This window comes from Azospirillum cavernae (assembly GCF_003590795.1).
GTDB lineage: Bacteria > Pseudomonadota > Alphaproteobacteria > Azospirillales > Azospirillaceae > Azospirillum > Azospirillum cavernae.
The window spans coordinates 303859-323856 of record NZ_QYUL01000003.1 but is presented as its reverse complement, the minus strand read 5'-3'; the positions used below and the strand labels follow the sequence as shown (position 1 = coordinate 323856).

The following is a 19998-nucleotide window of genomic DNA, read 5'->3' as shown; positions in this document are numbered from 1 at the left end:
GGAGCGTGCCGGGCCGTGGCGTTGCGCCGCCTTGGTTCTTGCGCGCCGGTGTTCAGCCCGCGCGGTTGGCCGGTCGGAAGAATAGCACGACGCGGCCCAGACCAACATGTCCGATGCGCCGCAGCGGATGCGGCGCCGCCCTCTGCCTTGCGTCCGGCTCCATCTTCGCGTCAGGCGCGTTCCGACACCCGCAGGCGCAGGCTTTGCTCCAATCGTCCGGCTTCGCGGACCAGGGCCGGAAGCAGCGCTTGCGCCTTTTCCTGTTCACCATGACGGCACGAGACTTCCAAACGCCACGCCAAATGCATGACGGCCATGCCGCCGAAACTTCCGGCCATGCTGGACAGATCGTGCGCCTCCCCGGCCAACACCGCCAGATCGAGATGACCATCCTCTTTGCCATCGTTCATCACCGACAGGCGGGCGAGCCGCTCGGCGACATCCTCCAAAAAGCTGTCAACGATCAAGGCCAGACTGTCGGCCCCGACGCTGGCTTCCAGGCTGAGCAGAACGGATTCATCGAGCGCCTCGCCATGCCCGGCGTCGCCGTCCAGGGGCTGCGCCTTTTCGGGGGGAGGCGGCGGCTCGGAGAGGCGCTCCGCCGAAGCGGGCGCAAGCCAGCGGTCCAGGGCCACCACCAAACCCGCCCGGTTGATTGGCTTGGTGATGTAATCGTCCATACCGGCGCTCAGGCATTCCTCACGGGTGCCGGGCATGGCGTCGGCGGTCAAGGCGATGATCGGAACGCGCGCGCGCGGCCCGTCCAATTGACGAATCGCCTGCGCGGCGTCCAGCCCATCCATGACCGGCATTTGCACGTCCATCAGGATCAAATCAAGGCCGCCCGCCGCTGCGATGGCCAGCGCCTGTTCCCCATTTTCGGCCACCTCAACCGTGTAGCCCAGCCGTTCCAACAGGGTGGAGGCGAACAACTGATTGGTGCGGTTGTCTTCGGCGAGCAGGACATGGCCGGTGCGTGGACCTGCGGCGTCGCTTCCAGAATTTTCCGCCTCTGGAAGCGCCGGGGTGATCGCCGACGATGGATCAAACAGCCCGATCAAGCAGGACAAAAGCGCCGACTGGCGCAAGGGTTTGGTCAGCACCGCGTCGGCCAACCCCCGCTCAACGCGCCCGCCCAACCCCAGGGACGTGACCAACACCCGTTTCGTGCGCGCCAGCAACGGTTGCCCCGCCATGGCCGCCAGCAACGCGCAACCGTCCATCACCGGCATGGTCTGGTCGATCAGGGCGACGTCGAAAGGTTGCCCGATCATCGTGACGCGGTCGAGCGCGTCCAGGGCCGCCAGCGCGCTGTCCACCACCGTCACCGTCGCGCCCAGCCCGTCCAGCATCGAGGCGAGAACCCGCTGGTTGATCGCCAGATCGTCGACGATCAGCGCCCGACGCCCCGCCAACGGACGGGCGGCCGGAATGATCTCCTCCCCGCTCAGCGCCAGCGGAAGATCGACCTGGAACCGGCTGCCATGCCCGAACGCGCTTTCAACGGAGATGCCGCCCCCCATCACCTCCGCCAATTGCCGACAGATCGCCAGCCCCAAGCCGGTGCCGCCGTATTTCCGGGTGATGGAGCCGTCAACCTGCTGGAATTTGTTGAACAAGGTGGGCAGCGCGTCTTCGGGGATGCCGATGCCGCTGTCCGTCACCGACATCCGCATGACCAGATGGTCAGTCGCGAGATCCCGCGCCTCCAACTCGACGGCGATGGTGCCATGGTCGGTGAATTTGATGGCGTTGCCGACCAGATTGATCAGAATTTGCCGGATGCGGGTGGGGTCGCCGATCAAGGTTCGGCGCAAATTCGGATCGACGAAGAAGCCGATCTCAATGTCTCGGTCCCGCGCGCGCGGCGCCAAAAGTTCGACCACGCCCTCCACCACGTCGGCGGGATCGAAGGGCAACGCCTCGATGGCGACCTTGCCGGCCTCCAGCTTGGAAAAATCCAGAATGTCGTTGATGATGGTCAGCAGGGCGTTGGCGGACCCACGCACGGCCTGCGCGAACTGCCGCTGCTCCTCGTTCAGCGGCGTGTCGAACAGCAGTTCGGTCATGCCCATGATGCCGTTCATCGGCGTGCGGATTTCGTGGCTCATCGTCGCCAGGAAATCGGATTTGGCGCGGGTCGCCTCCTCCGCGCGCAACCGCTGCTCGTCGGCTTCCTCGCGGGCGGAATCCAGCCCTTCGGCCAGCGCGCACATGTCGGCGGCCTGCCGCTGCAACTCGGTCTCGAAGCGTTTGCGGTCGGTGATGTCGGTGCGGGTGCCGACCAGCGCGCCGCTGGCGGTTTTGTTTTCCGCCACCAGGATCCAGCGGCCATCGGACAATTGACGCTCAAACGGCAGGCTGGGGGCGCGGTGACGTTCCAGTTCGCCTCGGATCCAGTCTTCAAGCGCGATGTCGGTGGACGGCGCGCCGCCGAACTCACCGTTGGCGATGGCCGTCCGCAAAATAGTCTCGAACGGCGTGCCGGGGCGGATGACCGGGGCGGTGCGGGGGTGGGCGTCGAGATACTGGCTGTTGCACAGAATCAGCCGATCATCGGCGTCGTAATAGACGAACCCTTCGGGAATCGCCTCGATGGCGTCGCTCAAGGTTTGTTTGGCCAGCCCCAGCGCCTCTTCGGTCTGCTTCTCGCGCGTGATGTCGGTGTGGGCGCCGACCATGCGGACGGCCTTGCCGTGCTCGTCCAGCACATGGATGGCGCGGCTGAGGATGTGGACGACATGACCGCTCTTGTGGCGGAAACGCTGGACCATTTCAAACACGGGAACGCGTCCGGTGTTGTAATCCTCCACCAGCGCCATGGCCGCCAGCCGATCTTCCGGCACAATCAGGTCCGCCCAGGCGTCGAACGAGTTTTCAATCTCGTCGTCGTGATAGCCAAGCTGTTCCTTCCAGATCGGCGAAAACCAAATGGAGTCAGCGCGCAGATCCCAATCCCAAATCCCGTCGCGCGTCGCCTGAAAGGTCAACGCCAGCAACTCACGGCTGGACCGCAGCTCTTCCTCTTCACGCTTGCGGTCGGTGACGTCCTGCATGACGCCGAACAGGCCAATGGGTTTGCCGCCCGCGTCCAGATCAACCGTGCAGCGAACCGTCGCGTCACGGGCGGAGCCGTCGGGGCGCAGCAAGCGGATCGCGATGTCGAAGCCTTCGCCCGTCTCCTGCGCCCGTTTCAGCGCCGCGCCCATGCGCGCCTGGTCATCTGGATGCGTCACGCTCATGGCCAATTCGCCGGAAGGCGTCACGCTGCCCGGCTCCAAGCCGATGATGCGGAAAACCTCATCCGACCAACGCCGCTCGCCGGTGCTGAAATTGGTGTACCAGTGGCCGAACTCGCCGACCTCCTCGGCCATGTTCAGCAAGCGGGTGCGCTCGCGCAGATCGGCTTCGGCCTGTTCCCGACGCAGGATCTCGCGGCGCAGATCCAGCTCATCCACCACCAGCCGGGCAAGCTGGGTCAGGGTTTCCGCGTCGCGTGGGCTGAAGCCCATGTGCGGAATGTCGTCGATGACGCACAGAGTGCCAAGGCGATGCCCGTCGGCCAACAACGGCGCCCCGGCGTAAAAGCGGATGTGCGGCGCGTCCGTCACCAGCGGGTTGCCGGAAAAGCGCGGATCCCGCGTGGCGTCGCGCACCACCAGAACCTCGTCGCTGAGTATAGCGTGGGCGCAAAAGGCGAGATCGCGCGGGGTTTCCGTCGCGCCCAAACCGACCCGGCTTTTGAACCATTGGCGGTCATGGTCGATCAACGACACCAAGGCGATGGACGTGCCAAAGAAATGCGAGGCCAGCCGGGTGATGTTGTCGAACCGACCCTCCGGCTCCGTCTCCACCACGCAATAGGAATCAAGCGCGCGTTGGCGTTCCGCCTCATCGGCGGGAAAGGGCGCGGGGACCGCGCTCACGCCGCGCTCTCCCCAGAGCCGCGCCATTGCTGGAGCTTGCGGTAGACGGTGGACGGGCTGATTTCCAGCATCAGGGCGGCGCTTGGCACATCGTCGCCACACAGCCGCAACGCGCGCTGGATCATGTCCTTTTCCACCCGCCACAGCGGCAGGATGGCGCCGTCGGCCACGCTTGGCCCCGCCTGTTGCGAGGGAGGCGACGGAGCGACGCCCGCCTGCCGGGTGGGGCCTGTCACCTGGGACGGCAGCATGTCCAGCGTCACTTGCGGCCCGTCCTGAAGCACCACGATGTTGCGCACGACATTTTGCAATTGCCGGACGTTGCCGGGCCAATCATAGGCGCGCAACCGCGCCTCAACCTCTGGCGCGAAGCCGACCAGAGATTTTCCCTCTTCCTGGGCGTAGTCGGCCAGGAAGATCCGGGCGATTTCGACCACGTCCTCGCCCCGGTCGCGCAGCGGCGGCAGGGCCAGCGGGATGACGTGAAGGCGGTAATAGAGATCCTCGCGGAATCGTCCGGCCTGGACCTCCGCCAAAGGATCGCGGTTGCTGGCGGCGACGAATCGGACGTCCACCCGCGTCTCTTGGCCGCTGCCCACAGGAACCACGGCGCCGGTCTGGACAAAGCGCAGCAGCTTGCTTTGCAACTCGAACGGCATTTCACAGATTTCATCGAGAAACAGCGTGCCGCCATTGGCCAACATCGCGGCGCCCGGCCGGTCGCCGCTGGCTCCGGTGAAGGAGCCAGCCACATGGCCGAAAATTTCGCTTTCCAGCAAATCCTTTGGAATCGCCGCGCAATTCAGGGCGATGAAGGCTTGCGAGCGGCGCGGACTGGCGCGATGGATCGCCTGGGCCGCCACCTCTTTCCCGGCGCCGCTTTCCCCGGTGATGAAGACGTTCGCCCGGCTGGCCGCCACGCTTTCAATGGTGCGGTAAACCGCCTGCATTTCCGGCGAGCTGCCGATGAAGCCGTAAAAGCGGTCGCGGTCGAGATCCTTGCGATACCCCTCGACCATGCGGGTCAGGGTTCGGCGTTCCAGCGCGTTGCGCAGGGTCAGATTGAGGCGGTCGGCGTTGAAGGGTTTGACGATGAAGTCAAAGGCGCCAAGCCGCATCGCCTCCACCGCGATGTCGATGGAGCCGTGCGCCGTGATGATGACGATGGAAACGCCGGGATCCCGTTCGCGCAGGAGGCGCAGAACGTCCAGCCCGTCCATGTCCGGGAGTTTCAGATCGAGAATCACCGCGTCGGGCGCTCGTTCCTCGGCTTGCGCCAAGGCCTCCTGGCCACGGGTGACGTGAACGACGTCGAACGGCTCGCCGCGCAGAAACTCAACATACAGTTTCGCAAGCGGAACCGTGTCCTCAATCAGAAGCACTCTGGGCTTGGACAGTGCGGACATGGCCGGTTCGTTTGTCGTCTGCGATGTCGAAATTGTAACCTGTGTGGGAGATTTCCACCAGATCGACCTGCACCTTGTGGGGGTTAACCCGAGCTGTCAATCAGGTCTGTCCTCCCAATGCGCCGCAACGACACCTCCAACCGCGCGTCATTCTCGCGAATTTCGCGCAGGGTCTTCAGGGTGAAGGCGACATGCGCCTCCGCCGCCTTGTGGGCGCGGTCGGCGTCCCCGGCCAGAACGGCGTCGGCGATGGCCAGATGCTGGTCCAGCAGCAGGTCGCGCACGCCGGGCCGGGAATAGAGGTCGGCGCGGTTGTAAAACACGTCGTTGCGCAGCATGTCGGACAGAGTCCGCATGATGTGCAGCATAACGACGTTGTGCGCGGCCTCATAGATCGCCAAATGCAGTTCGGCGTCGGAATCCGCCTCTTCGGAACTGTCGTCCTTGCCGTGCGCCGCCTTCATGCGGGCGACGATGCCCCGGATTCCCTCGCGATCCAGATCGGTCGCCCGCCGGGCCGCCAGCGCGGCGGCCTGCGCCTCGATCGAGCAACGAAATTCCAGGTAATCGAAGCTCGTTTGCGGGTTGTTTTGCAGCAAGGACACCAGCGGGTCGCCGATGTGCGACAGGAATTGCGCGATGTGAGTGCCGTTGCGGCCCGACACCAGCAGGCCGCGCTCCTCCAGCTTGGCGATGGCGTCGCGCAAGGAGGGGCGGGAGACGTCCAGCTTCAACGCCAACTCGCGTTCGGCCAGCAGCTTTTCCCCCGGACGCAGCGCGCCTTCCAGGATCAGCTTTTCCAGATGCTCGGCAATGGCGTCGGCCAGCTTGGCCGGTTTGATCGTCCCTGGCATTGGGTCGGCGGTCCTCCTCGCGCGTGTCGGGTTTTCAATACCCCATGGGTTCCAACGGCGTCCACTGCGCTGTCCCGACGGGGGCGGTCGGACGCCCCCCCTACGAAAGTGCATCGCTGCGCGAATGGTTTTACCGTTGCACCGTTTGGTAAAATCTTTTATCCAATCGTCATGTTTTGGATAAGAGATGTCCAATCAGGCGTCACATGGTGAAGGAAGTTATCCTGATCCGACGGTTGGTCAAGGGCATCCGGGTTATCTGGGGATAAGGACGGACCCGCCGAAGGGCGCTCCGCGTCGCAACCATTCGCGTTGCGGCGAACGCTTGTCTGTTGCCGATCAGCGCCTTTGCGGGCTGATCGGCGCTGACGCCGGGCCACCGGCCTCCTCCCCACCGTCGCTAGGTCAGGAACTCCCCCGTTTGCCGCGACGGGCGGCCCCCGGCGCGTCGCGCGCGTCAGGCTTGGGCCGTCCGTCGCGGCCAAAGATGAATGGAAGAAACGATGCAACCTTGGATGCAAGTCTATGATCCGGCGGGGAACCTCTGGATATCGTCGCTGATCGCGGCGTTGCCGATCATCTTCTTCTTTGTGGCGCTGGCCGTGCTGCGGATGAAGGGGCATGTCGCCGCCACCATCACCGTCGCCATCGCGTTGGCCGTCGCCATCCTGTTCTACAAGATGCCGCTGGGCATGGGCTTCGCGTCCGCCGTTTATGGTTTCCTCTATGGTCTGTGGCCCATCGCCTGGATCATCGTCGGGGCGGTGTTCCTCTACAAGATCACGGTCAAGACCGGGCAGTTCGACATCATCCGCTCGTCGGTGCTGTCGATCACCGAGGACCAGCGCTTGCAAATGCTGCTGGTCGGCTTCTCCTTCGGCGCGTTTCTGGAGGGCGCCGCCGGGTTCGGCGCGCCGGTCGCCATCACCGCCGCGCTGCTGGTCGGGTTGGGGTTCAACCCGCTCTACGCCGCCGGTCTTTGCCTGATCGCCAACACCGCGCCGGTCGCCTTTGGCGCGATGGGCATCCCGATGATCGTCGCCGGACAGGTGACGGGGCTGGATCCGTTCAAGATCGGCCAGATGGCCGGTCGTCAATTGCCGCTGCTGGCGCTGTTCGTACCCTTCTGGATCGTCTTCATCATGGACGGCGTGCGCGGCGTGCGCGAGACGTGGCCGGCGATTTTCGTGGCGGGCAGCACCTTCGCCCTCGGCGTCTTCTTCACCTCGAACTTCATCGGGCCGGAGCTGCCGGACATCACCTCGGCGCTGTTCAGCCTCGTCAGCCTGACGCTGTTCCTGAAGGTGTGGAAGCCCAAGCGGATCTTCCGGTTCGACAACGAGGCGTCCGCCCCGACGACCAAAACCGCCCCCGTCTACAGCTCGGCCCAGATCGTCAAGGCGTGGTCGCCCTTCCTGGTCCTGACCGCCATCGTCACGGTGTGGAGCCTCGCCCCCTTCAAGGCGCTGTTCGCCAAGACCGGCGCGCTGGCCTCCACCGTGCTGTATTTCCCCATCGACGGCCTGCACCAGCTCGTCATGAAGGTCGCCCCCATCGTGCCGTCGCCCAAGGGCTATGACGCGGTTTACAAGCTGGATCTGCTGTCGGCCACCGGCACCGCCATTTTGCTGACGGCGCTGGTCACGGTGGTCTTCCTGCGCATGAAGCCCGCCGCCGCCGCCGCCACCTTCGGCGAAACGCTGTCCGAGCTGCGCCGCCCGATCTACTCCATCGGCATGGTGCTGTCCTTCGCCTTCATCGCCAATTATTCGGGCCTGTCCTCCACCCTGGCGCTGCTGTTGGCGGGCACGGGTCAAGCCTTCCCGTTCTTCTCGCCGGTTCTGGGCTGGTTGGGCGTGTTTCTGACCGGGTCGGACACCTCGTCCAACGCCCTGTTCTGCGCCTTGCAGGCGACCACCGCGCAGCAGCTTGGCCTGTCGGACATTCTGATGGTGACGGCCAACACCACCGGCGGCGTCACCGGCAAGATGATCTCGCCGCAATCCATCGCGGTCGCCTGCGCCGCCGTCGGGCTGGTTGGGCGCGAGGCCGATCTGTTCCGCTTCACGGTCAAGCACAGCCTGTTCTTTGTCGCGATCATCGGCGTCATCACCACGATCCAGGCCTATCTTGTTCCCTGGATGATACCCTGAGCCTGATGTGAACGCCGGTCGGACGAGCGCTGTTCCGCCCCGTCCGACCGGGCCTTTCGCTGAACAAACCGTCGTCACTCCTTGATCCGAAGGAACTGGACCGATGCTGCCCGCCCCCTATGATCGCGTGTTGACCGAGCTTCGCAGCCTGTTGCCGGACGCCCGTCTTATCACCGATCCCTTGCGGACGCTGGCCTATGGCACGGACGCCAGTTTCTACCGCCTGATTCCCAAGATCGTCGCCATCGTGGAAAGCGAGGAGGAGGTCGTCGGCCTGCTGCGCGTCACCCGCGCCCACGCCACGCCCGTCACCTTCCGCGCCGCCGGAACCAGCCTGTCGGGGCAGGCGGTCAGCGACAGCGTGCTCGTCCTGCTGGGCGACGGCTGGCGCGGCTGCCGGATTTCATCCGACGCCGAAACGGTGACGCTGCAACCCGGCGTCATCGGCGCCGACGCCAACCGCAAGCTGGCCCCGCTGGGCCGCAAGATCGGCCCCGATCCGGCCTCCATCAACACCGCCAAGATCGGCGGCATCGCCGCCAACAACGCCAGCGGCATGTGCTGCGGCACCGCGCAGAACAGCTATCGGACGCTGGAATCGATGCGGCTGGTGCTGGCCGACGGCGCGGCGCTGGACACCGGCGACGCGGAAAGCCGCGCCGCCTTCCAGCGCAGCCACGCCCCCTTCCTCGACGCGCTGGCGACGCTGGGAACCCGCACCCGGGCCAACGCCGCGCTGTCGGAGCGCATCCGCAACAAGTTCCGCATCAAAAACACCACCGGCTACAGCCTGAACGCGCTGGTCGATTACAGCGATCCCATCGACATTCTCCAGCATCTGCTGATCGGATCGGAAGGGACGCTGGGCTTCATCTCCACCATCACCCTGCGCACGGTGCCGGAGCACGCCCACAAGGCGAGCGCCCTGCTGTTCTTCCCCGACATCGCCGAAGCCTGCCGCGCCGTCACCCTGCTGAAGCCGACCCCGGTGTCGGCGGTGGAGCTGATGGACCGCGCCGGTTTGCGCTCCATCGAAAACAAGCCGGGCATGCCGCCGCAGATCAAGGGCTTTGGGCCGGAAGCCGCCGCCCTGCTGGTCGAGACCCGCGCGGAGAGCGCCGAGGCGTTGGCCGCCCAGGTCGATCAAATCGGCGCGGTTCTGGCGCAAACCACCACCATCGGCGACGGCGCCTTCACCACCGATCCCAAGGCCTGCGAAGGCTTCTGGAAGATCCGCAAGGGGCTGTTCCCGGCGGTCGGCGCGGTGCGCGAAACCGGCACCACCGTCATCATCGAAGACGTCGCCTTCCCGCTCGACCGTCTGGCCGAAGCGACGGTGGAGTTGCAAGGTCTGTGCGCCAAGCATGGCTATGACGAGGCGATCATCTTCGGCCACGCGCTGGAAGGAAACCTGCATTTCGTCTTCACCCAGGCCTTCGACACCGACGCGGAGATCGACCGTTACCGCCGTTTCATGGACGAGGTCTGCGCCATGGTGGTGCAGCGCTACGACGGCTCGCTGAAGGCCGAACATGGCACGGGCCGCAACATGGCCCCTTTCGTCGAACTGGAGTGGGGACCGCAGGCGTACGGGCTGATGAAAGAGATCAAGGATCTCTTTGATCCGCAAGGGCTGCTCAACCCCGGCGTCATTCTGAACGGCGATCCCGACGCCCATCTGAAGAATTTGAAGGCGATGCCCGCCGCCCATGGGTTGGTGGACACCTGCATCGAATGCGGCTTCTGCGAGCCGACGTGCCCGTCGCACAAGCTCACCCTGTCGCCACGTCAACGCATCGTCGGCTGGCGGGAGATTTCCCGCCTGACCCGCGACGGCGCCGACCCGGCGCGGTTGGACGCGCTGAGCGCCGCCTATGATTACCAGGGCATCGACACCTGCGCCGCCTGCGGCCTGTGCTCTACCGCTTGCCCGGTCGGCATCGAGACGGGCTTGCTGGTCAAGGCGCTGCGCGGCCAGCGGCGCGGCGCGGTCGCCCAGCGGGTTGGCGATTTCGTCGCCGACCACACGGCGGGCGCGCTCGACGTCGCCCGCGTCGGTTTGCGTCTGGCCGATCTCGCCCGCCGCACGGTCGGCCCGGCGGTCGTGGAGCGGACGGCCCGCGCGCTGACCGGCGGCCACATCCCCAGCCTGCCGCGCGCCCTGCCGACGGCGACCAACTTCACGCCGTTGCCCGACCTTTCCCACACTGGCCACAGCTCGACCGCCGCGACGCCCTCGGTGGTCTACATCCCAAGCTGCGTCAGCCGTTCGATGGGACCGGCGGCCAGCGACCCCGAACAGACGCCGCTGCCGCAAAAGGTCGAAGGGCTGATGCGCAAGGCGGGTTTCCGCGTGCTGTACCCGGAGGATCTGGCCGGGCAATGCTGCGGCATGCCGCTGGAAAGCAAGGGCTTGGCGACCCAGGCCGACGCCAAGGCCGACGCGATGCTGGCCGCGTTGCGCAAGGTCAGCCAGAACGGCCTGATTCCCATCGTCATGGACACCAGCCCCTGCGCCCTGCGCCTGAAAAAGCGGCTGACCGACGACGGCATGAAGATCCTCGACGTCGCCGAGTTCCTGCACGCTTACGCCCTGCCCCGGTTGACGATCACCCAAACCGACGAGCCGGTGGTCCTGCATCTGACCTGCTCCACCCGCCGCATGGGGTTGGACGGCGCCTTGACCGCCGTGGCGCGGGCCTGCTCCAGCAACGTCGTGATCCCGGAGGATGTCGGCTGCTGCGGCTTTGCGGGTGACAAGGGATTCTCAACGCCGGAGCTGAACGCCCACGCCCTGCGCCATTTGGCCAAGGATGTTCCGGCGGGCGCCAAATCCGGCTATTCGACCAGCCGAACCTGCGAAATCGGGCTGTCGCATCACGCGGGCGTGCCGTACCGTTCCATCGTGTATCTGGTGGATTCCTGCTCGCGCGCGAAGGCGCCGGAGTCCGCATTTTAAGGGGGCGCTGGCCCCCTCCCTAACCCTCCCCCGCCGCTGGCGGGAGAGGGGACTGCCGCCGCCCTTCCGCAAGGCCCCCTCTCCCGCGTCAGCGGGGGAGGGTTGGGGAGGGGGAAAAGCGATCATCACCAACCACCCGCCGCCACAGGACCACCGCCATGGACCGCCCCACCCCGCCGACCAAACCAACCAAGGTCTATTTCTTCGGCACCTGTCTGGTTGACCTGTTCTATCCCGAGGCCGGGATGGCCGGGATGGAGCTGTTGCAGGCCCAGGGGCTGACGGTGGTTTTCCCGCAGGGGCAAAGCTGCTGCGGCCAGCCCGCCTACAATTCCGGCTATCGCGCCGACGCCCTGAAGGTGGCGCGCGCGCAACTGGATTTGTTTCCCGGCGATTTGCCCATCGTGGTTCCATCGGGATCCTGCGCGGGCATGATGAAAAAGCACTGGCCCCATTTGTTCCACGGCGAACCGGACGAGGCCAAGGCGTTGCAGGTCTCTGCCCGCGTTTGGGAGCTGACCCAGTTCCTGGTGCAGGTTCTCGACGTGAAGCTGACCGACAAGGGCGAGCCGCTGCGCGTCACCTGGCACGCCTCCTGCCACGCGCAGCGGGAGATGGGCGTGGTGGACGAACCCAAGGCGCTGCTGCGCCAACTGGCCAACGTCGAGTTGGTGGAGCTGACGCGGGAAAAGGAATGCTGCGGCTTTGGCGGCACCTTCGCCGTGCGTCACGCCGAGATTTCCGCCGCGATGGTCGGCGACAAGGTGGCCGACATCGAAAGCACCGGGGCCAAGCGCGTGGTGTCGGGCGATTGCGGTTGTCTGATGAACATCAACGGCGCGCTGGAGGCCGGGGGCAAGCCGGTCCAGGGCCAGCACATCGCCCAGTTCCTGAAGGAGCGCACCCATGGCTGAGCACGCCGTCAACTTCGCCGCCGCGTCCAAGGCCGCCTTGCAGGACAGCCAGTTGCGCGGCAACTTCCGCCGCGCCATGGACGGGCTGATGAGCAAGCGCGCCGTCCAGTTCGCCGACGCCAAGGAATGGCACACGATGCGGGCGCTGGCCGCCTCGGTGCGGCTGCGGGCGCTGGCCAAGCTGCCCGAATTGCTGGAACAGCTCGAAACCAACCTGACCCGCAACGGAATCCAGGTGCATTGGGCGTCCACCACGGCGGAGGCGAACGCCATCACGCTCGCCATCATGCGCAAGGCCAACGCCACGCTGGCGGTCAAGGGCAAGTCGATGGTGACGGAGGAAATGCACCTCAACGCCTTCCTGGAAGATCACGACATTGAGGTTCTGGAAAGCGATCTGGGCGAATACATCGTGCAGTTGGACGGCACCATGCCGTCGCACATCATCATGCCCGCCATCCACCTGAACACCAAACAGATCGCCCATCTGTTCAAGCAGAAGATCAAGGACGCGGCGTCCACCGGCGAGGACGCCGCCGCCCTGACCGATCTGGCCCGCCGCATTCTGCGCCAGAAATTCATGAACGCCGGGGTCGGCATGTCCGGCGTCAACGCGGCGGTGGCCGAAACCGGCACGCTCTGCCTGATCGAGAATGAGGGCAACGGACGGATGTGCACCACCGTGCCGCCGGTCCACATCGCCTTCATGGGGCTGGAAAAGGTGGTGGAAAAGCTGGAGGACGTACCGCCGATCATCAGCCTGCTGCCGCGTTCGGCCACCGGCCAGCCGATCACCACCTACGTCAACATGATCTCCTCCCCGCGCAAGGAGGGGGAAAAGGACGGGCCGCGCGAAATCCACGTCGTCATTCTCGACAACGGGCGCTCCTCGGTCTACGCCGACCCGGAATTGCGCGACACGCTGCGCTGCATCCGCTGCGGCGCCTGCATGAATCACTGCCCGGTCTACACCAAGGTCGGCGGCCACGCCTATGAAGCGCCCTACCCCGGCCCCATCGGCCAGATCCTGGTGCCGCAGATGGAGGGGCTGGCCAAGCGTGGCGAGATGCCCCACGCCTGCACCATGTGCAACGCCTGCGTCGAGATCTGTCCGGTGCAGATCCCCATCGTCGAGATCATGGGCCGTTTGCGCGTCGAGGCCGTCCACCCCAGCGCCAGCGTGAAGGATTCGGGCGCCCGCGCCAGCAAGACCGAAGCGCTGGTGTGGAAAGGCTGGGCGGCGATGAACACCTCGCCGCTGGCCTACAAGATCGCCACCACGGCGATGAGCGCGGTCGGCAACGCCGCGCCCGGCAGCCTGCCCTTGCTGAAGGAATGGACCAGCGTGCGCAGCAAGCCGCGCTTCGCCCCCCGCACCCTGCATGATCTGGCCCGCAAAAAGGGGATCCCCAATGTCTGACGCCCGCGCCGCCATTTTGGGAACGCTCCGCCGCACCCGCGACGCTCACCCGGTGACGCCGCCGCCGTCGGACTTCACCCCGCTGGCCGACAAGCAATGGCCGCCGGAGGAACGCTTGCCGCGCATCCGCCGGATGATGGAGGCGGTCCACACCGAATTCCTGGACGCGACCGAGGCCGATTGGCCCGCCGTGGTGACGGATTTCCTGACCCGCGCGGGCGCCGCCAACCTGCTCTACGCCCCCGGAACCGCCGACGGCGCAACGCTGTCGGCTTACCCTCTCCCGCCTCGGGAGAGGGAGGGGACCCATGCGCAGCATGGGGAGGGTGAGGGGTTCGCGGGTTCGGACGGCCCATCCCCCTCGGACACCCCCTCACCCTTCCCGCTGCGCGGGCCCCTTCCCTCTCCCGAAACGGGAGAGGAAAACACAGCGTCCCTCACCCTCATCCCCTATGACCGGCCCATCGAAGACTTCAAGCAACAGATGTTCGAGGGCATCGACGCCGGTCTGACCGGCACGCTGGGCGCCATCGCCGACACCGGCAGCCTGATCCTGTGGCCCAGCGCCGACGAACCCCGCCTGCTGTCGCTGGTTCCGCACATCCATGTGGCGCTTTTGCGGGCGGATGCTCTTTACGACAGCTTTTGGCAGGCGATGCGCGATCAGCGTTGGGCCGACGCCATGCCGACCAACGCCCTGTTGATCTCCGGTCCCAGCAAGACGGCGGACATCGAACAAACGCTGGCCTATGGCGTGCATGGACCGAAACGGCTGGTCGTCGTGATTGTTCGCTGACCCCCCTACGAAGGGTCAAGTTTCCAAGGCCGGCCCGTTGGCGCCATGACAGCGCCGACGACCGCGCCGATTTGCCTTCCGCGTAGCCTGCTTCTCGCCCCATCCCCGCCTCTCGCCCCATCTTTGAGGAACCCGCGCCATGACGACGCCCGTCTTCCGCAAACTTCTGGTCGCCAATCGCGGCGAGATCGCCATCCGTGTGCTGCGCGCCGCGACCGAGTTGGGGATTCCCACCGTCGCCGTCTATTCGACGGAGGATCGTTTCGCCCTGCACCGCTTCAAGGCGGATGAGAGCTACCGCATTGGCGAGGGCAAGGGACCGATCGAGGCCTATCTCGACATCGACGCCATCATCGACGTGGCCAAGCAGACCGGGGCCGACGCCATCCACCCCGGCTACGGCTTCCTGTCGGAAAACCCAGCCTTCGCCGACGCCTGCGCCGCCAACGGCATCACCTTCGTCGGGCCGTCGTCCGACACCATGCGGTTGCTGGGCAACAAGGTCGCGGCGCGCAATTTGGCGGTGTCGGCGGGGGTGCCGGTCATGCCCGCCACCGGCGCGCTGCCCGACGATCCCGATGAAACCGCGCGGCTGGCCGAAGAGGTCGGCTACCCGCTGATGCTCAAGGCCAGTTGGGGCGGCGGCGGGCGCGGCATGCGCGTCATCGAAACCGCCAAGGAGTTGCCCGATCTGGTCGCCGCCGCAAAGCGCGAGGCGCTGGCCGCCTTCGGCAACGGCGAAGTCTATCTGGAAAAGCTGGTTCGCCGCGCCCGGCATGTCGAGGTGCAGATCCTGGGCGACGCCCATGGCGCCCTCGTCCATCTGTTCGAGCGCGATTGCACCGTGCAGCGCCGCAACCAGAAGGTCGTCGAACGCGCCCCCGCCGTCTATCTGACGACCGATGAACGGCTGGGCCTGTGCGACGCCGCCCTAACGCTGGCGCGCGCCGCCGGATACCGCAACGCCGGAACCGTCGAATTCCTGATGGACGCCGACACCGGCGCTTTCTATTTCATCGAGGTCAACCCGCGCGTTCAGGTCGAACACACGATCACCGAGGTCGTCACCGGCATCGACATCGTCAAGGCGCAAATCCGCATCGCCGCCGGGGCCGCCATCGGCGATGAGGCCAGCGGCGTGCCGAACCAGCCCAACATCCGCTTGACCGGCCACGCCATCCAATGCCGCATCACGACGGAGGATCCCGACAACAGCTTCATCCCCGATTACGGGCGGATCACCGCCTATCGCGGGGCGAACGGCTTCGGCATCCGGCTGGACGGCGGCACCGCCTTTTCCGGCGCGCTCATCACCCGCCATTACGACAGTCTGCTGGAAAAGGTCGTTTCCTGGGCGCCGACCGCCGAGGAGGCCATCGCCCGCATGGACCGCGCCTTGCGCGAGTTCCGCATTCGCGGCGTCGCCACCAACCTCGCCTTTCTTGAGGCGTTGATCGACCACCCGCAATTCCGCAACGGCAGCTACACCACCCGCTTCATCGACACCACGCCGGAGCTGTTCCAGCGCGAGCCGCGCCGCGACCGCGCCACCCGCCTGCTGACCTTCCTGGCCGACGTGATGGTCAACGGCAACCCGGAACTGAAGGCGGGCAACCACCCGCGCCCGGCGGAACCGAAGATCCCGACCGTCCATCACGACGCCCCGCCGCCCGGCCTGAAGCAAATGTTGCAGGCCGAGGGGGCCGAGGCCGTCGCCCGCTGGATGCGGGACCAGACCAAGACGCTCATCACCGACACCAGCTTTCGCGACGCGCACCAGTCGCTGCTGGCGACCCGCGTCCGCTCGCACGATCTGCTGGCCGTCGCCCCGGCTTACGCCCGGCTGCTGCCCGATCTGTTCTCGGTCGAATGCTGGGGCGGGGCGACCTTCGACGTCGCCATGCGCTTCCTGAAGGAAGACCCGTGGGAACGGCTGGACGGGCTGCGGTCCGCCATGCCGAATCTGCTGCTGCAAATGCTGCTGCGCGCGTCCAACGCCGTCGGCTACGCCAATTACCCCGACAATGTGGTGCGCCAGTTCGTCCAACAGGCGGCGGGCAACGGCGTGGACGTGTTCCGCGTGTTCGACAGCTTGAATTGGGTGGACAACATGCGCGTCGCCATCGACGCGGTGCGCGAAACCGGGGCGATCTGCGAGGCGGCGATCTGCTACACCGGCGACCTGCTCGACCCGTCGCGCCCGAAATATGATCTGGCCTATTACGTCGCGCTGGCCAAGGAGTTGGAGGCGGCGGGCGCGCATGTTCTGGGCATCAAGGACATGGCCGGGCTGTGCAAGCCCGCCGCCGCGTCGCTGCTGATCCGCACCTTGAAGCAGGAAGTCGGCCTGCCGATCCATTTCCACACCCACGACACCTCCGGGGCCAGCGCCGCCAGCGTGTTGGCCGCCGTGGACGCTGGAGTGGACGCGGTGGACGCGGCGATGGACAGCCTGTCCGGCCTGACCTCTCAGCCGCCGCTGGGATCCATCGCGGCGGCCTTGCGCCACACCCCGCGCGACAGCGGCCTCGACCCCGAAGCCATCCGCCGCGTCGCCCATTATTGGGAAGAGGTGCGCGCCGCCTACGCGCCCTTTGAAAGCACCATCCGGTCGGGATCGTCGGAGGTCTACCGCCACGAAATGCCGGGCGGGCAATACACCAACCTGCGCGAACAGGCCCGCTCGCTGGGCATCGAGGAGCATCATTGGGACGACGTGGTGCAGGCCTACGCCACCGTCAACCGCATGTTCGGCGACATCGTGAAGGTGACGCCAACCTCGAAGGTCGTCGGCGACATGGCGCTGATGATGGTGACGGGCGGCTTAACCGAGGCCGACGTGCTGAACCCGGCCAAGGAAATTGCCTTCCCGGACTCGGTGGTGTCGCTGTTCCGGGGCGAACTGGGCCAGCCGCCGGGCGGTTTCCCCGAAGCCTTGCAACGCAAGGTTCTGAAGGGCGGCGCGCCGCTGACCGCGCGGCCCGGCGCCACCATGCCGCCCGCCGATCTGGAGGCCGAACGCGCCGCCGCCGCCGCCAAGACCGGCCAGCCCATCGACGACCGGCAACTCGCCTCGTACCTGATGTACCCGAAGGTCTTCACCGACTACGCCCAGCACCGCAAGACCTACGGCGAGGTCAGCGTCCTCTCGACCCCGGTCTTCTTCCACGGCCTGTTGCAGGGCGAGGAAACCGGCGTCGAGTTGGAACCCGGCAAGGCGCTGTTGATCCGCTATCTGGCGACCGGCGAAGCCGACGAGGAGGGCCGCCGCGCGGTGTTCTTCGAGCTGAACGGCCAGCCGCGCACCATCAAGGTGGCCGACCGCAAGGTCGCCCCCGCCCGCGCCGCGCACCCAAAGGCCGAGGACGGCAACGCCGCCCATGTCGGGGCGCCGATGCCCGGCCTCGTCACCGGCATTCTCGTCCAGCTTGGTCAGACGGTGGAGGCGGGCGACGCGCTGGTGTCGCTGGAGGCGATGAAGATGGAAACCACCGTCCGGGCCGAACGCGCTGGCGTGGTCGAGCGCATCGTCGCCATCCAGGGCCGCAGCGTCGAAACCAAAGACCTGCTGCTGGTTCTGGCGTGAGCAAGGGGGCGGCCATGACGACGCGCGGCGCGACCGGGGAGCCGCCGCAGCGGCTCTATGAGGCGATCTTGCATCTGCGCAAGCTGGGCCACGACGTCCGCCGCGCCGACCATGGCCGCCGTCGCCATGTGTTGGACGGGGCGGAGGTCAGCGACGCCGCCCTGCTGGAAATCGCCATGACGCGATTCCGCCGGGCGGCGCGGGGGACAAAAGAAAACCCCCTCGCCCCCCCGGGGAGAGGGCCGGGGTGAGGGGATTGCGTTTCCCGAGCGGTCTTCGGCTGCGCCGAACCCCCTCATCCTAACCTTCTCCCCAGGGGGGAGAAGGAATCACGCCGCGCGCATCGCCACCGGGCGCTGGGTGTGGGGGCGGGCAGCGCTTCGCCGGTGTAGCGGTGGACCGTCAGGCCATCCAGGTCGATGTCGGTCGGCAGGCCGCTGATCGTGTCGGCGAGCAGGCGGCCCGAACCGGCGGCCATCGTCCAGCCCAGCGTGCCGTGGCCGGTGTTCAGGAACAGGTTCTTGACCGGGGTCGGGCCAACGATGGGGGTGCCGTCCGGCGTGTTGGGGCGCAGGCCGGTCCAGAACTCCGCCTTCGACAGATCGCCGCCGCGCGGGAACAGATCGCTGACGACATGGTCGAGCGGGCCGCGACGGCTCTGGCGCAGCGTCAGGTCGAAGCCGGTCAACTCCGCCGTGCCGCCGACGCGGATGCGGTCGCCCAGACGGGTCACAGCGATCTTGTGGGTTTCGTCCATCACGGTCGATTCCGGCGCGCCCGACGGATCGGTGATCGGCAGGGTCAACGAGTAACCCTTAACCGGGTAGACCGGCAGCTTCAGGCCGAAACCCTTGACCAGCTTGGGCGAATAGCTGCCCATGGCGACGACGTAGGCGTCAGCGGTCAGCGTGCCTTGATCGGTGACGACGCCCGTCACCTTGGTCCCGTCGCCCTCCAGCCCGCGAATGGTCACGCCGTAGCGGAACGTGACCCCGCGCTTGGCGGCGAAATCGGCCAGACGGTTGGTGAACATGAAGCAATCGCCGGTCTCGTCGCCCGGCAGCAGCAGCCCGCCGACCAGCTTGTCCTTGACCATGCCCAGCGCCGGTTCGACCGACGACAGGCCGTTGCGATCGTGCAGGCTGAAGGGAACGCCGAAGCGCTCCAACACCGCCATGTCGTAACCGGCGGAATCCATCTGCTTTTGCGTGCGGAAAACCTGCAACGTGCCCTTGGTCCGCTCGTCATAGGTGATGCCGGTTTCGGCGCGCAGGGCCTTCAGGCAATCGCGGCTGTATTCGGCGATGCGGACCATGCGGGTCTTGTTGAGCTGATAGCTGGTCTCGTTGGCGTTCATCAGCAGCTTGAGGCACCAGGACCACAGGGCCGGGTCCAGCTTCGGACGGATGACCAGCGGCGAATGCTTCATCGTCAGCCACTTGACGGCCTTCAGCATCAGGCCCGGCGCCGCCCACGGGGCGGAATAGCCCGGCGACACCTCGCCCGCGTTGGCGTAGCTGGTTTCCAGCGCCGGGCCGTCCTGGCGGTCGATCACCGTCACCTCGTGACCGGCGCGGGCCAGATAATAGGCCGTGCTGACACCGATGACGCCGCTGCCAAGAACGATCACGCGCATAAGACTGGCCTCCGAAGCTGGAAAATTCATCTTGGACACAAGAGTTAGCAAACGGGATGCCAAGTGCCGAACATGGCGGGATGGTTGGAGTCTGTCCGGTTTCGTGGCGGGCGCGCTGTATCGAAATGTTTACGGAGCGAGGGTGAGTTGAGGGATGTTTTGTTGAAAATCAGGTGGTTGAGCGCTCTGTAAAGATTTTGATACGGTGTATGTGATTTGTTACAGTGGTCGCGTGTCTTGCCCCCTCCCTAACCCTCCCCCGCCTCTAGCGGGAGAGGGTACTGCCGCCGCTGGTCCGCAAGGCCCCCTCTCCCGCGAAGCGGGGGAGGGTTGGGGAGGGGGCAAGCC

General features: G+C 66.2%; 11 protein-coding genes. 7 read left to right on the top strand and 4 right to left on the bottom strand.

What is annotated here, in order from left to right; genetic code table 11:
* Nucleotides 1-170: 170 nt before the first annotated feature.
* The 3 genes from D3877_RS21220 to D3877_RS21210 form a co-directional block, all read right to left on the bottom strand.
* On the bottom strand, nt 171-3926 hold the full coding sequence (locus tag D3877_RS21220; protein WP_238475015.1) for a response regulator: 3756 nt from the start codon (nt 3924-3926) through the stop codon (nt 171-173).
* The gene (locus D3877_RS21215) at nt 3923-5332 is read right to left on the bottom strand and encodes a sigma-54-dependent transcriptional regulator (protein WP_119832776.1); all 1410 of its coding nucleotides are present in this window, start codon (nt 5330-5332) and stop codon (nt 3923-3925) included. Before D3877_RS21215 ends, D3877_RS21220 begins: the two co-directional genes overlap by 4 nt.
* A gap of 83 nt (nt 5333-5415) precedes the next feature.
* The gene (locus D3877_RS21210) at nt 5416-6186 is read right to left on the bottom strand and encodes an FCD domain-containing protein (protein WP_119832775.1); all 771 of its coding nucleotides are present in this window, start codon (nt 6184-6186) and stop codon (nt 5416-5418) included.
* Nucleotides 6187-6689: 503 nt separating this feature from the next.
* Here D3877_RS21210 and lldP point away from each other — a divergent pair.
* The 7 genes from lldP to D3877_RS21170 all read left to right on the top strand — a co-directional run bounded on the left by lldP (nt 6690) and on the right by D3877_RS21170 (nt 18265).
* On the top strand, nt 6690-8339 hold the full coding sequence (lldP, locus tag D3877_RS21205) for an L-lactate permease (RefSeq protein WP_119833134.1): 1650 nt from the start codon (nt 6690-6692) through the stop codon (nt 8337-8339).
* A gap of 103 nt (nt 8340-8442) precedes the next feature.
* Nucleotides 8443-11298: an FAD-binding and (Fe-S)-binding domain-containing protein gene (locus tag D3877_RS21200; protein WP_119832774.1), complete on the top strand. Its 2856-nt coding sequence runs from the start codon at nt 8443-8445 to the stop codon at nt 11296-11298.
* A 158-nt stretch (nt 11299-11456) separates the two neighbouring features.
* Nucleotides 11457-12212, top strand: a complete 756-nt coding sequence (locus tag D3877_RS21195; RefSeq protein WP_119832773.1) for a (Fe-S)-binding protein — start codon at nt 11457-11459, stop codon at nt 12210-12212.
* Nucleotides 12205-13632: a LutB/LldF family L-lactate oxidation iron-sulfur protein gene (locus D3877_RS21190; protein WP_119832772.1), complete on the top strand. Its 1428-nt coding sequence runs from the start codon at nt 12205-12207 to the stop codon at nt 13630-13632. The genes D3877_RS21195 and D3877_RS21190 overlap by 8 nt, the downstream gene beginning before the upstream one ends.
* Complete coding sequence (locus D3877_RS30640) at nt 13625-14428, top strand: LutC/YkgG family protein (RefSeq protein ID WP_238475014.1); 804 nt, start codon at nt 13625-13627, stop codon at nt 14426-14428. The genes D3877_RS21190 and D3877_RS30640 overlap by 8 nt, the downstream gene beginning before the upstream one ends.
* A 139-nt stretch (nt 14429-14567) precedes the next feature.
* Nucleotides 14568-18014: a pyruvate carboxylase gene (locus tag D3877_RS21175; protein ID WP_119832771.1), complete on the top strand. Its 3447-nt coding sequence runs from the start codon at nt 14568-14570 to the stop codon at nt 18012-18014.
* Between the two features lie 14 nt (nt 18015-18028).
* Nucleotides 18029-18265: a hypothetical protein gene (locus D3877_RS21170; protein ID WP_147395250.1), complete on the top strand. Its 237-nt coding sequence runs from the start codon at nt 18029-18031 to the stop codon at nt 18263-18265.
* Nucleotides 18266-18309: 44 nt separating this feature from the next.
* Here D3877_RS21170 and D3877_RS21165 read toward each other — a convergent pair whose 3' ends face one another.
* On the bottom strand, nt 18310-19650 hold the full coding sequence (locus D3877_RS21165) for a D-amino acid dehydrogenase (protein WP_119832769.1): 1341 nt from the start codon (nt 19648-19650) through the stop codon (nt 18310-18312).
* Nucleotides 19651-19998: the final 348 nt, after the last annotated feature.